Genomic DNA, 13,373 nt, shown 5'->3' on the forward strand with positions numbered 1-13,373 from the left:
GCGCCGTCATCCCGAGTGGGGGCTTCAGCCCGAGTCGAGGGACCTGCATTCCTCTATGCACTCTGCACCGGCCTTGATTCTGATGTAAATTCACTCTCAACATGATCCGTCCCCGTACACTGCTCACCCTGATCGTCGCGATCCTCGCACTCGCCTGCACCTCGTTCGCCGCCCAACACCGCACAACGAAAAAGAGGAAACCTGTCGCTCCCGCTACCCCGCCCCCACCGACGCTCCAAGGGTGCGGCGCCTCCCTTCGTATCCCTCCCGGTTGGCAACTGATACGCGCGTCCGAATACGAAAAAGCGCACCCGGAACTCGCAGGGGACGACCAATCACAAACCGCAACTGACGACACCAACCCCGCGCCGCAACCATCCGCGCCCTCCGCGCGGCCGACTGAACCGCTCTCTCAAGGCGCGCCGGAAACCGAGACCGTAACCCCGGCCCCGCAACAATCCGGGTCCGGCCAAACGCCCACTCAACCCAAGCCCGACAACCCCTGCAGCTTCGTCATCTTCTCGAAATATCCGTCGGAAATAGTGCGCAACACCGACGCCGACGGTCCTGTTGGCCGCATGGAAATCGAGATCGTAGATGGCGATCTCGAAACCGCCGCCGCTCAATTCATGGAGAAGGATGAAAAAGGCTGGTACGTGAATGGACCCAACGGCACCCGCTACGACGCCCGCTTGACGAAGCCAAGGCGCGGCTGGCAGGTCCTTACCGCTGTCATCGTCGAAGCCTGCCATGATCTCTCCGGCAAGTATCGCGGTTTGTGTGAATCCGATCGCTACGTATACAGCAACGGCCACCGCAGCGCCCTGATCAGCGCCGGCCCCTACCTCGGCGAAACCGAATCAACCTTACTCACGAGTCTCCGCTTCGCCCCAATCGCGAAGGTACGATCACGCAAGAAGCGTTGAGGTGCGCCAACCGAAAAGCGTCAATCGCCAACTGTTATCACTGCACCCTTAGGCTCTGTAGCATTCGTGTATAGGTATCGTTCAGGGCAGGCATATCTTGTTGTGGCGCCACGAATACCGCGTACACCACGGCTCCGTCCGAGCGCTGGATTGTCACCAGCGTGTCCTGCTCCACAACCGGTTGCCCGCTGCCGGCAGTAAGGGGCGACGGACTCAGCATCGCGACACTCATGGCGGGCCGCCCATTCACCGAAATCTGCCGTGCCCCCTGTACCTGCAGATTTTGGTTCTGCTGCTGCAAGGCCTGCACCAGGCTGCGGGTAGCCGTATCCAGCGAACCGCCCTGCGGCTGGAACCCGCCAACCACCACGCCATAGGCGATTGCCCCGTCTGATACACCCGCGCGAGGCGCAATCGTCATCGCCGAATTCGATTGCCCCAGCACCTCCCAGTTCGTCGGATATTCCATCTGGAAGAAGCCGCCATTCGCGACCCTGAAGCTTCCGCTCGGCCGGATCTCCGCTTCGGCCGCCCGCTGCATTTTCGCCTGCTGCGCTCGCTGATACTCCGCCACCTGCTGCGCCGACATCGGTTTCATCTGCGCCGCCAGCGCCTTGATCCGCTCGAACTGCCGCGACTCTTCGCGCGCATAGTTCTTCTTCGGGAACTTCGAGATGACCCTTTCGACGTCCTTTTCGCGATTTCCCGGGTTCGGGTGATCGCTCAGGAATTGCGGGCCGCCATTGCCGCCCTCCTTTTCCAGCGTACTGAAGAACTCGACCAGGTCGTACGGGTCGTACCCGGCGTCGTACATCATCTGCGCGCCCATTTCATCCGCCTCGCGCTCCGCGTCCCGGGAATACTTCAGGAACAGCCCATTCGCACCCAGCGATACTCCGAGCCTCGCCAACTGTCCGCCGGTGCCGTTTCCCAGCACTGCGCCCAGGATCGCCAGCGGAATCTGCGCCACCTGCTCTTTGCTCGCATTGCTCGTGGCGTGACGCAGCACAACGTGCGAAAGCTCGTGTGCCATTACGCCCGCCAATTCACCTTCCGTATGAGCGGACTGCACTGTCCCGAGATTCACAAATATCGGCCCGCCCGGCAGCGCAAACGCGTTGATCTCCTTCTGGTTCACCACGTGAAATTCAAATGGGTACTTGTATCCCGGCGCCTTGGCCGCCAGTTTCTGCCCCAGGTGATTCACATACTGCGAAACGGGGTCGCCCACTTGCAGCAGCGGCAACTGCTTGACCGCCTCCGCGGCCGCCTGCTTTCCAACCTGCACCTCCTGTTCAGGACTGTACTGGTTGTAGGCGTCCAGCACTTGTACTCGTCCGGTGGTTGGGTTCTGCGCGATCCGCTTTGTGGCGCAGCCCGCTGCAACCACAAGGATCAGAGTTGCGATCAATGGAAAACGTCGTGGAAAAGACAACATGCATCCCTCGCCAAAAGCTCTGGTAGGTAGGATGCCACGAAAGTGGTGGAATTATGCCTTCAGGTCAAAGAATGGATGGCTGCGGTTCGAAAAGCGCCTTAGACGAGCAGGCTCTCGTCGTTCCGACGTTTCGTCATTTCGAAATTCTGTTGTCAATGCAACCGCAGTCACACCGTCTCCAACTCTTCTTCCAGGAGCTGCTTGTTATGCAGATCGGTATAGTACCCATTCATTGCGATTAGTTCGTCGTGCGTTCCGTATTCCACAATCTGCCCATCGTGCAGCACGGCGATCTTATCGGCGTTGCGTACCGTTGAAACGCGGTGCGAAATGAATATGGTCGTTCGCCCCTTCATCACTTCGCGCAGATGATTGAGGATGTAGTCTTCGGTCTGGGTATCGACGCTAGCCAGGGCGTCGTCGAGCACAAGGATCTTTGGGTCGCGAATCACCGCCCGCGCAATCGCGGTGCGCTGTTTCTGGCCTCCGCTCAGGGTCAACCCTCGCTCGCCCACCATTGTCAAATAGCGGTCCGGAAAAGCTTCGATCTCGTCCGCAATCCGCGCGATTGTGGCCGCATTTCTGACGTCTTCATCACTCGCATTCTCACTTCCGAACGCAATGTTCTCCCGGATGGTATCGCTGAATAGAAACGTCTCCTGCGGTACGAATCCAACATTCTTCCGTAGCCACGCCAGCGGATACTCCCGGATCGGGCGCCCGTCGATCAGCACCATTCCCGGCTGCGCGTCATAGATTCGCGGAATTAACTGCACCAGCGTCGACTTCCCAGATCCCGTCGGTCCCACGATCGCGAGGCTCGTCCCAGCCATAATTCGCAGGTTGATCCCTTTCAGTATTGGCTTGCCCGGCTCATGACTTAGAGCCAGCCCGTCCCCGCCATTCGGCTTCGCCTCGCGCGGATGCGCGAACGTCAGGTTTCGAAACTCGATATCACCGCGAATCGGTTGCCCAGCCGCAAACCGCATGAGCGCCGGGTCATCCTTGATCCCCGGCTGCACCTGCATAATCTGCGCAATGCGCCCCATCGACGCTGTCCCACGCTGGAAGATATTGATCACCCAGCCCAGCGCGATCACCGGCCACGTCAACTGGAACATATACATCAGGTACGCCGTGAAAGCGCCTACCTTGATCCTCCCATGCAGCACTTCCTGTCCACCGACCCACAGCGCAATTGCGATTGCAATGCCGAGCATCGTTTCCAGTGTCGGCCACAGCATACCCATCAATCGCACCAGCTTGAGGCTGCGATTGATGTACTCGGTATTGTCGCGCTCGAAGCCCCTAATCTCCGCTTCTTCCTGCGCAAACGCCCGAATAATGCGCGCCCCCGAAAGGTTCTCCTGAACCCGGGCAGTGATTTCCGAGAACATCGCCTGGATCCGCTCGAACCGTTCGTGAATTTGCTTTCCGAAATACTGCACCACGACACTTGCGATTGGCAGCGGCAAAAACGCCCACAGCGTCAGCTTCGGGCTGATTCCGATCATGTAGTACAGCGCCAGAATGGTAAACACGATCGTGTTCGCCGAGTACATGATTGCCGGGCCTAGCAGCATGCGCACGGCGTTCAGGTCGTTCGTCGCCCGCGCCATGATGTCACCGGTTCGCGTCTGCTGGTAAAAGTCGTAGGAGAGCGATTCGAGATGTCGGAACATGTCGTTCCGCAAATCGAACTCGATGTCGCGCGAGATCCCGATCAGGACCTTCCGCGTAAGGAACTGGAAAATGCCTTTCGCCACCGCAATCCCTATCAGCAGCAAGGCATAGAAAACCAGCGTCCTGTGCAGATGGCGATCGTTCAGGTCGTTGGTCACCGCCTGGATCACCCGCGGAAACTGAACCCAGATAATATTCGTCAGCAACACCGAAACTGCGCCGACAAGATATCCGCGCCAATACTTTCGCAGGTAAGGGAATAGCGGCCGAAGATTATGGAAAAACATGCGCTTTCTTGGATGAAATTGTAACAGGGACGGCTTCGGAGAGTTTTTGACCAATTCGGGAAAGAACGGTCGCAAGCAATTAGGATTGGTCAAGAAGGAGAGACTAACCGACCTTCAATGCGAGGCTGCTGAACTATTGGCGCTCTTCTCAGCATTCCAGCTCACCGCCAAAGGCAGGCGCCGTTCAATCGTCAATGATGAAATCGTCAATCGTAAATAGGGTTTTGCAATCGTCAATGAGAAAATCGTCAATCGTCAATCCGGCTAAGTTCTCACCTTCAACACAAGATACCCTCCCCCCAACCCAAAAATAACATCCGGCGCCCAGGCCGCCATCGCCGCCGGCAACTGGTTCGCATTTCCCATGGCTTCAAAAAGCCCCGACGCGACGAAATAGGTGATCGCGATCCCAATTGCCACCGCCACACTCGTCAGCGCCCCCCGTCTTCCCGTCGATAGCGCGAACGGAACCGCCAGCAGCGCCATCACGAAGGTGATCACCGGGTACGCGAGCTTCATATTGAGTTGCACTTTTAGCCGGACAACATCGAATCCGCTTTGTTGCAGGTCCTTGATGTACTTCGCCAACTCCTGGTAGTTCATCTCCTGCGACTGCTTCACTTCTTTCTTGAAGTACTCGGGCCGCTCAGTCGCCTCTTTCGGGAAAGTCGCCACGTCGAAGGTCCGGTAGTCCTCGATGGCCGAACCATTGAAAGTCCGGGCCCATCCATCTTCGAACACCCACTTCTGCAATGTCGGCTCCCAGTGTGCGCGTGCGGCGTAGATCCGCCTGGTCATCTGGAACGTCTTCGGATCGAACTGGAAGATCGAGATATTCGCGAACCGGTTCTGATCCGGGTCGTAGAACTCGTAGTAGTAAATCGTGTTCTGCTGCCCGAAAATCCACTTCCTGTCCGGCCTTAAATACGTCTGTGCTGGCTTGCCCTTGATCTCGTTACGCAACGTCTCCTGCCGTGTGTTTGCCGTCGGAATATAAAGTTGATCGAAGAAGAACAATCCCGCCGACAGCACCGCCGCAATCACAAGGATCGGGAAGATGATCCGGTAGACGCTTACCCCCGTCGCCTTCATCGCTGTGATCTCGTTCGATTTCTGCATCAGGCCGAACGTAACCAGCACCGCCAGCAGCACGCAAAGCGGCAGTATCTGGTACAGCAGCGACGGCGTCACGTTGATCAGGTACTCGATCTGCATCAGAACAGGGACCTTATTCCGCACGATATCGCTCAGCAGCTCGAAATACGTGAACAGCAGCACCAGGAGCAGGAACGTCATCACGATCATTCCCACGTAAAGGAAGAAATCCCGCAGAATCAAATCATCGAAAATGAGCGGGAACTTCGCACTGAAAAATCTCTTTCGGCTGATCGCCCGGTCAAAGGCGCTGACCTCGTCCGTCGAAACCGCCTCCGGCAGCGCCTCGCCTTTCGCGAACCGCCCTTTCAATCTCTGAAAGGCCAAACCAATCGACCCAATCTCGATCGGATGTTTGTCCGCACGCCACATCAGAAACACTCCGGCCACGAAGAAGACGATATTTGCCATCCAGACCGCTATCGCCGGGTCCATCTTCCCCGACCGTCCCAACGAAATCCCGAACAGCGAAATCAGGTAATAAGCAAAGACCAGCAGGATGGTCAGCACGAACCCCGTCGCCTTGCCGCCTTTGCGTGATGACAGCCCCAGCGGAATCCCGACCAGCGCCAGCACCAGGCACGACGTCGGCAGCGCCAACCGCCGGTGGAACTCCACCTCGTACCAGCGCGCCAGCGCCTTCGGATCGTTAGCCTTCACTCCCGGCCTGTTTGGCTCTGCATTCACGTCGGGATGATTCGCGCGCCACAACAACTCGCGCGTGCTCATCTGTGCGACGGGAACCAGCTCTTTCTTATTGCCGTTATCCGACTTCGGCAGCGGAATCGATATATCCGTTTCCTTGAACGTCGAAATCGAGAACTGGTCCGGCTGCCCCCTCGGATTCTCCTGCTGCGACCCATTCGTCAGGTGCAGACGAATCCTGTCCTGACCCTCGGGCACCACCACGCCCTGCTGTGCCACCGTTACCTTCGGTGACCCCTGTGCGCTGATATCCGCCAGGAACACACCTTTCCACAGCGCCGCCTTCGGAGCAGTCTTCGCGTCCTCCACGTACAGAACGTAGTTCTTGAAATCTTCGTAGAAAACTCGCGGCTGAATCTCAAACGAGGCCTGCGACGTCTTCAACTTATCCTGCAACCGTCCCAGCCCGGCCGCCGACATCGGCGCGATCCAGACGCTGTTCGCCATCGCCAGCGCCCAAGTCACTATCGCGAAGATCGCAATCACGCGCAGGAACATCCACGATCCCTGCCCGCTCGCCCTGATCGCCGTGACTTCGCTGTCCGCCGCCAGCCGGCTCAGCCCAATCAGGATGCCGACCAGCACTCCCATCGGCAGCGTGATCGTCAACGCCATCGGTAATGTGAAGAAGAAAATCTCGGCGACACTCGGCAGTGGTGCGCTGTTGCGCACCACGAGTTCGAGCAGCTTCCCCAAATCACGCATGAAAATCACAAACGTGAACAGGGAAGCCCCAATCAATCCGTGGGAGATCACTTCGCCGAGAATGTACCGCGTGAAAATCCGCAAGCTATCAATCCAGCACTGTTGTGGTGGGGGCGGGCGACCTCGCCTGCCCGGACGAGCAACGCTCGCCCTCAATACGTCGTTTCGACATTCGTCATTGTCTTTCAATCGTCAATGACAAATTCGTCAATCGTCAATTGCAATGCTACCACTCCACCTACTTCCCTCAATTCCCCCAAGCTGTTACCTTTTTAGTTCGATACTGTCAGGGGCCCAAACTAATAATGTCTACTGGAATCGTCCGCGTCGTCCTTCTCTGGCACATGCACCAGCCCTACTACAAGAACCTGGTCACCGGGGAGATCCGTCTGCCTTGGGTTCGGCTTCATGCCAGCAAGGACTACTACGGGATGGTGAAGCTGCTCGACGAATTCCCGCAGGTTCACCAGAACTTCAACCTGGTCCCTTCACTCGTCACGCAACTCCAGGACTACATCTCCGGCAACTTCCGCGCACCGTTCTATGACGCTGCCTCCAAGCCCGCAGCTCAGCTCTCACCCGACGAAAAGCGCTTTATCCTCGGCTACTTCTTCCAGGCGAACCCGACCCACCTTATCGGCCGCTACCCGCGCTACCGGGATCTTTACGAGCGCTTCAAGGGCGTTGGAGAAGACCCCGCGCGCGCCGAATCCCTCTTCACCACCCGCGACTACACCGACCTGCAGGTGCTGTCGCAACTTGCCTGGATCGACGAATATTGGCTTGCCCAACCCGACGTCCAGGAACTGATTGCCAAGCGCGAGGGCTACTCGACACAGGACCAGCAGTTTGTACTGCGCAAGCAGCAGGAAATCCTCCGCGCCGTCATTCCCGCCTACCGCGACGCCGCTGCGAAGGGCTCCGTCGAACTCTCGCCCACTCCGTACTATCACCCGATCCTGCCGCTGGTCTGCGACACCAATATCGGCGCCGTTTCGTCTTCGGCGCTTGCGCTCCCGCAGAACCGCTTCCAGCGTCCCGAAGACGCCAACGAGCAGATCCGCCGCGCCGTCGACTTCCACGAAAAGACCTTTGGCCTTCGCCCGAAGGGCATGTGGCCGTCCGAGGGCAGCGTCTCCGAAGAGGTCCTCGGCTTAGCGGCGAAGAACGGCCTCAACTGGCTCGCTACCGACGAAGGTGTTCTAGGCCGCTCGCTCGATTACCTGTTTACTCGCGACGGCGATGGCCGCCTCTCCGCCGACAGCGCCGATCGCCTCTACCGCATCTATCGCTACGAGAAGTCCGACACGCGCATCCACCTCCTCTTCCGGGATCACCGCATCTCCGACCTCATCGGCTTCGTCTACGCCAACATGTCCGCGCGCGACGCAGCCTCGCACCTGCTCCAGACCATCAGGCAATCCGCCGAACCGGTCGTGAAGAAGGGAAGCGATGCCGTTGTGCCAATCATCCTCGACGGCGAGAACGCATGGGAGAACTTCCCCAACAACGGCCGCGACTTCCTCCGCTTCTTCTACGAGGGACTGACGAAGGATCCCGGCGTCCAGGCTTGTACCATCTCGGAAGCGATTGCGCTCGCCAACCCGAAACAGATCGGGCCTCTCAAGTCGCTGGTTCCCGGATCGTGGATCAACGCAAACTTCAATGTCTGGATCGGTACGAAGGAAGACAATCGCTCGTGGGATTACCTGGACGCGGCGCGCACTTTTTACGAGGAGCACGCCCCCGAGGTCCCCGAAGCCAAGCGCAAGCTCGCCTACGAAGAACTTTTGATCGCCGAAGGCAGCGACTGGAACTGGTGGTACGGTCCCGAACATCACTCCGCCAACGACCGCGACTTCGACGAGCTGTACCGCTCGCACCTCTCCAACGTGTACCAGCTTCTCGGCGCCGAAGCTCCCGACTACCTTGCACAGCCCATCGCCGCGCCAGCCGTCCGTCCCACAACCACGCCGCAAACCGCCTACATCTCGCCGCGCATCAACGGCCGCGTCGACAGCTACTTCGACTGGATGGGCTCCGCCATGTACGCCGCCGATCGCCGCACCAGTTCCATGCACGGCAAGCAGTTCGTCCTCGACACCATCTTCGCCGGCGTCAACGACTCCGTGCTCAACGTGCGCGCCGACTTCACCCAACCGCTCGAACCCGGTGACTGCGAACTCCGCGCGCACGTCGAAGTCTGTTGCGGCGACGCTAACGCGCATTCGCCGACCAACTCGCATGCGGCAGGGAAGCACATCTTCCGCCTCGACGCCCACATCCTCGACGGCAAACTCCAGTCCTGGTCGCTGCTGGAAGAGAACGGCGCCGAGCGCCTGCGCGCCCAGGACGATGGCCTCACCGCCGGCCTCGAAGTCGCACTGCAGAAAATCTTCGAGGCGCGAATCCCGTTCACTCTCCTCGGCGTCACCCCCGGCGACGAACTCCGCCTCCGCGTAAGCGTCTGGCGCGACCGCCTCCCGATCGACGCGCTGCCGCTCGAAGGCAGCGTCATCCTCAGCGTCGTGCCGGAAGAAGACCTGGTGGCGAACTCGTATGCGGTAAGCAGGTAAGCCGACAGAATCGTGCCATCAGGCGAACGGGCCATCGAGAGCCACCCCCTAGTTTCCCGCTTGTGTTGTTTCAATGAGTTGCGGAAATTTTGGCGGAAGATCTATGAGAGGGTTGGGGTTAAATCCCAAAATACAGTCGGCGTAGGAGTTAGCGTCGGTTTTTGAGGTGTCATGAGCGGAGCGACGAGAGTCGCGGAGCCGAAGGACGTTTTGTTTCTCGTCGGCGGACGCGATCTGGCGTCGCGCGTTCGCGCGACTCGAGGGAAAGTTGGGTTCGTTTTCCCCGGGCTCACGCCCGGGGCTACTTTCTCGGAGCGAGTTCGAGGCGGTCTCGGGGATTGGGGTGGTTTCGGGGGCAGTGGCTTCGGAAGAGGAGACAAAAGGTCCTTCGACTACGCGCGATACAGCCGCGCTCCGCTCAGGATGACACGGTTGAGTGGATGCGTCGGCAGCATCAGTATCAGCATCGCGGACGAGGCGGTCGCCTTCGCGGCGGTAGCCGGCGGGGAGTTTGGGGAGTTTGCGACAGTTGCGGGGGGATAAACACGTTTCTTTTTTGGGGCAGGTGGCGCATTTTTCTTTGGCGGGGCGCATGGCGCGGGCGCGTTCCATTTCGAGTTCCATGTCGAGTTCGGGGCATTCGCGGACGGGTTCGCGGGCGCAGAGGCCGGAGTAAGGTATGCGGGCCTGGAGCGCGAGTTGGAGCGAGTAGAGCAGGGCGGTGCCCATTTTGACCTCGATGCGGTGGTCGAGGAGGCCGCGCTGGATTTCCATGATGGAGACGAGGATGGCTTCGGGGCCGTCGAGGAGCGGGAGTTCGATCCCGGTGTTTTTGTTCATGCCGACGGGGCCGCCGAGTCGGACGCGGCGCTGGTCTCGCTTTTGCCACTGGTAGTGGAAGTAGCAAAGAGTGTGGTGGCGCAAGGCGGGGGAGCCGCATTTGATGCCGTTGGTTTTGATGTGGGTGCAGAGGCGAAGAGCAGCCATGGGAAGCTCCTTGTTGGGTACCGGGTGCCGGGTAAGACGTCACAGGTCGCAGGTCCCAGGTCGCAAAAGACCGCAAGCGAACGGGTACCAGGTACCGGGTGCCGGTCAAAAAAGTTAGAAGGCAAAGGGAAAAGGGCAGAACGGAAAAGCCGAAGCTCTTCGGTTTTGCCCTTTTCCCTCTGCCTTTGCCTTGCTTTTTTCTCTCTATTTTCAGAATAGCAAATTGGGTATGGCTACTGTGACATCGGGGCGGAATTTATATTTCGAATGGAATGATGAGGTTGCGGTGAAAATGACAATATTTGTCTCTTGACAAGAATTGTCTCAAAGCGAGAAAGGCATGGGCTAATGATGTGCGCTGAAGCCATAAAATGAATTAATGCGTGAGAAGCCCTGTTACCGACAGTTATCCTGAAAATCGCGGTTATCATTGATTACCTATGAAGCCTTCTATGAGACATTTTGTTGTTGCGTTCCTCTTGTCCTTCGCGATGATGCACGGGCAAGCTGTGAGAAACGATTTTTCTTCCATGGTAGCCGCAGGCAAAGTGAATCTAGATACCTATCAGAACTCAGTATTGGGAATAACGCTTTCGGCTCCGAAGGCACACTGGGAGGTACGAGGACCTATCAGTGCGGCGAGGCGACAGGGACGTTTGATCGATGCTGTTTACGACTCGGGCGTGCCTGAGCGCGGACCTCATGAGAACTACACCCTCGGCCTACTTGTTGAGTCTCAGGAGAATTACCCTAAAGGGACAACACTAGACGAATACGCACAAAGAATCGGACAACATGTGGCAGATGAAAACGTGAAGATTTACCGGGAGAGAACTCCTCTCACCGTCCAAGAGGTTCCATTTGTAGGCACCATCTTCCGCTTCTATCAGAGGTCCGACTTTGGCTACTATCGCGGCCTATATTCAACCGTTCTCAACGGGTACTTTGTGACCATTGAAGTGCAGTGCGGAGAGGAAGAACGCCTCCAAAGACTGTTGTTACAAGCGCTTCAGATCACTCGAAAACCGAAGCGATAAGATCGGTACCACACAGATAGGTGTCGTGAAATCGTCTTCTCATAACCTATCCAGAGTAGCCAGAATCGGCCATGGCATTCGGGTTGTTATCAAATATCATTCCTCAGCCGATATGGGCAACTACACTCTGGGGGATAGCCATTGGTAAGGCGTTGAGACTACTTGCCGTCGCGGTTCTGTTTTTGCCTGCGACCGGTGCCCTTGCGGAATCGACTAATTCTCTTCGTCCTCACTCGTGAGAAGGGCCGATGGCTCATTACAGCCGCTCAGAATACGGAAATAAATCGCGCGGTGAAGTAAAGCTCTAAAGCTCCAGCCTGCTCATGGGAAGCGGCCTCCAGTGCCGCTGCCCACGTTAGAGGATGGTTTCGTCAGATTACGAGAAGGGGATATCCCGCCCACTATTCGTTGATCTCTCCTGGGACAATGCGTCAGAGCAGCCTATCGTTGGCGAAACTCAATTGCCATGCGGAGCAGGAAGGTCAGGCCGATTGCAAATAACAACGCTCCGAGCATCACTCGATTATCCTCTGAACGGCCGAACATCAAACCGGTGCCAAGTGCTCCGAGAAAAACAGCGATGAACGTTCGGATTGTCAGCCAAGTGTTCATGAAGGGCACTCTACGCGCAAATCAGCTACATGCAAACAAGTTCTTCGGCTCCGACGGATAGTTGGTCGGGATCAGGCCAGCAACTCCCGATAGGTCACGAGAAGACGCATCCCGTAACCTATCGACGCGCAACTCGGCGACTTGAGATGTGAGTTGCATCGCTTACCCCGGACTCACGTCCGGGGCTACTTTCCCGGAACTGGTTATCACGGATAGTTTTCTGGTTATCACCGATAGTTCTTGAGACATCGTCATCCCGTAATCTATCCAGAGTGGAAGCGTTTGCGCGTACGGTGCTGGCGCATCAGGGATCGAATGCCTGTAAGTTGTCGGGCGGTTACTCCAATTTCTTATTCATCCAGATGTCCCAGGTGATGGGACCGGCTTCGTCGTCGGTGATTGGGCGGCCTGCGAGTTTGAGGGCGAGTTTTATTTGGCCGTGATGGTAGCCCTCATGCCAGATCATGTGCTGGAGGAGCAGGATGGGGTGGTCGTAGTGGAGGTTCATGTCGCGAGCCGAGTCGATGCGGTCTCTTACGGCATTGCGCACGGCGCCGGCGCTCGCGTTCAGCATGTGGGCGACTCGGTCGCGGTCGTGTTCGGCGACCCACTCTTGCTCCGGCACGTCGCGGGCGAACTCCGGTGCGTCCTCGGAGAGGAAGACGAGGCGAACGTAGTGGATGTGAGTAAAGAGTTCAGCGATGGTCGGGCCGGTTTCCGTGGTGCGGATGTCGAGGCCGCCCTCGGGAACGGCTCGGAGCAGGTTGACGAGGATGGTGTTGTTTCGGTCCCAGGAGTCGAGCAGGGATTCGAGGAGTGTTTGTGTTTCGGCCGACATCACACGTCCAATAATCGAAATGAGTTTCCAGATTCTGTGTGGCTTCTGTCTGTGTGGCCCAACGGAGAGGCGCTGACCTAGCTGTCCTTCCGATACAGCAGATCCTTCATCGCACGGCGACGTTCCGCGTTGAGTTCGCTATTGCCTTTCTCGGGAGCATTTTCCGAGGTGTCTTCGTCGGGCTGGCTGCAGTCTGGGCAGCGGTTGGCGAAGCCCGGTTTGTCGGGCTTGAGTTCGAATTCCTCTCCGCAAACGACGCAGGTACGAATGGGGTAAGGCATGGGGCCTCCTGGGATTGCGCGGAAATATTATCGCGCAGAAAAGGAGTTCTTCGTGGTTCGTTCTTCGACGTAGTTGAGCAAGAGCAGTAGCGGAATGAGCCGCTAGTTGGTTCCTCCAGGGGCTCGCAGCGTCTCGGGAAACC

11 protein-coding genes are annotated in these 13,373 nt (G+C 57.8%); 4 read left to right on the forward strand and 7 right to left on the reverse strand.

From position 1 onward, the window contains the following. The first annotated feature begins 101 nt into the window (after window positions 1-101). A complete protein-coding gene (locus ROO76_09210) occupies window positions 102-926 on the forward strand; it encodes a hypothetical protein (GenBank protein ID MDT8068327.1) in 825 nt (274 codons plus the stop codon). A 37-nt stretch (window positions 927-963) separates the two neighbouring features. On the opposite strand, the gene ROO76_09215 is transcribed toward ROO76_09210, so the two are convergent. Continuing rightward, window positions 964-2,364 carry a M48 family metallopeptidase gene (locus ROO76_09215; GenBank protein MDT8068328.1) on the reverse strand — a complete coding sequence of 467 codons (1,401 nt, stop codon included), beginning with the start codon at window positions 2,362-2,364 and terminating at the stop codon, window positions 964-966. Between the two features lie 167 nt (window positions 2,365-2,531). Beyond that, entirely contained in the window at window positions 2,532-4,334 is a 1,803-nt protein-coding gene (locus ROO76_09220) for an ABC transporter ATP-binding protein (protein MDT8068329.1), read from the reverse strand. A gap of 46 nt (window positions 4,335-4,380) precedes the next feature. Here ROO76_09220 and ROO76_09225 point away from each other — a divergent pair, with 46 nt between their 5' ends. Further along, window positions 4,381-4,554, forward strand: coding sequence for a hypothetical protein (locus ROO76_09225; protein ID MDT8068330.1), 174 nt, complete (start codon window positions 4,381-4,383; stop codon window positions 4,552-4,554). Window positions 4,555-4,598: 44 nt separating this feature from the next. Here ROO76_09225 and ROO76_09230 read toward each other — a convergent pair whose 3' ends face one another. Then, window positions 4,599-6,983 (reverse strand): LptF/LptG family permease, encoded by a 2,385-nt coding sequence (locus tag ROO76_09230; GenBank protein MDT8068331.1) that lies wholly within the window; start codon window positions 6,981-6,983, stop codon window positions 4,599-4,601. A 221-nt stretch (window positions 6,984-7,204) separates the two neighbouring features. On the opposite strand from ROO76_09230, the gene ROO76_09235 reads away from it, so the two are divergent. After that, a complete protein-coding gene (locus ROO76_09235) occupies window positions 7,205-9,475 on the forward strand; it encodes a glycoside hydrolase family 57 protein (GenBank protein MDT8068332.1) in 2,271 nt (756 codons plus the stop codon). Between the two features lie 48 nt (window positions 9,476-9,523). Here ROO76_09235 and ROO76_09240 read toward each other — a convergent pair whose 3' ends face one another. After that, window positions 9,524-10,462 (reverse strand): hypothetical protein, encoded by a 939-nt coding sequence (locus ROO76_09240; GenBank protein ID MDT8068333.1) that lies wholly within the window; start codon window positions 10,460-10,462, stop codon window positions 9,524-9,526. Window positions 10,463-10,914: 452 nt separating this feature from the next. Here ROO76_09240 and ROO76_09245 point away from each other — a divergent pair, with 452 nt between their 5' ends. After that, entirely contained in the window at window positions 10,915-11,499 is a 585-nt protein-coding gene (locus tag ROO76_09245) for a hypothetical protein (GenBank protein ID MDT8068334.1), read from the forward strand. A gap of 441 nt (window positions 11,500-11,940) precedes the next feature. Here ROO76_09245 and ROO76_09250 read toward each other — a convergent pair whose 3' ends face one another. The 3 genes from ROO76_09250 to ROO76_09260 form a co-directional block, all read right to left on the reverse strand. Further along, the gene (locus ROO76_09250; GenBank protein MDT8068335.1) at window positions 11,941-12,111 is read right to left on the reverse strand and encodes a hypothetical protein; all 171 of its coding nucleotides are present in this window, start codon (window positions 12,109-12,111) and stop codon (window positions 11,941-11,943) included. A gap of 337 nt (window positions 12,112-12,448) precedes the next feature. Next, a complete protein-coding gene (locus tag ROO76_09255; GenBank protein MDT8068336.1) occupies window positions 12,449-12,949 on the reverse strand; it encodes a DinB family protein in 501 nt (166 codons plus the stop codon). A gap of 77 nt (window positions 12,950-13,026) precedes the next feature. Continuing rightward, window positions 13,027-13,230: a hypothetical protein gene (locus ROO76_09260; GenBank protein MDT8068337.1), complete on the reverse strand. Its 204-nt coding sequence runs from the start codon at window positions 13,228-13,230 to the stop codon at window positions 13,027-13,029. Window positions 13,231-13,373: the final 143 nt, after the last annotated feature.

This window comes from Terriglobia bacterium, from assembly GCA_032252755.1.
Lineage (GTDB): Bacteria > Acidobacteriota > Terriglobia > Terriglobales > Acidobacteriaceae > JAVUPY01.

Excerpts from the sequence above, each read along its gene's own strand:
- ROO76_09210 (MDT8068327.1), top strand. The coding sequence starts at position 102 with ATGATCCGTCCCCGTACACTGCTCACCCTGATCGTCGCGATCCTCGCA.
- ROO76_09215 (MDT8068328.1), bottom strand. The coding sequence starts at position 2,364 with ATGTTGTCTTTTCCACGACGTTTTCCATTGATCGCAACTCTGATCCTT.
- ROO76_09220 (MDT8068329.1), bottom strand. The coding sequence starts at position 4,334 with ATGTTTTTCCATAATCTTCGGCCGCTATTCCCTTACCTGCGAAAGTAT.
- ROO76_09235 (MDT8068332.1), top strand. The coding sequence starts at position 7,205 with ATGTCTACTGGAATCGTCCGCGTCGTCCTTCTCTGGCACATGCACCAG.
- ROO76_09240 (MDT8068333.1), bottom strand. The coding sequence starts at position 10,462 with ATGGCTGCTCTTCGCCTCTGCACCCACATCAAAACCAACGGCATCAAA.
- ROO76_09245 (MDT8068334.1), top strand. The coding sequence starts at position 10,915 with ATGAGACATTTTGTTGTTGCGTTCCTCTTGTCCTTCGCGATGATGCAC.
- ROO76_09250 (MDT8068335.1), bottom strand. The coding sequence starts at position 12,111 with ATGAACACTTGGCTGACAATCCGAACGTTCATCGCTGTTTTTCTCGGA.
- ROO76_09255 (MDT8068336.1), bottom strand. The coding sequence starts at position 12,949 with ATGTCGGCCGAAACACAAACACTCCTCGAATCCCTGCTCGACTCCTGG.
- ROO76_09260 (MDT8068337.1), bottom strand. The coding sequence starts at position 13,230 with ATGCCTTACCCCATTCGTACCTGCGTCGTTTGCGGAGAGGAATTCGAA.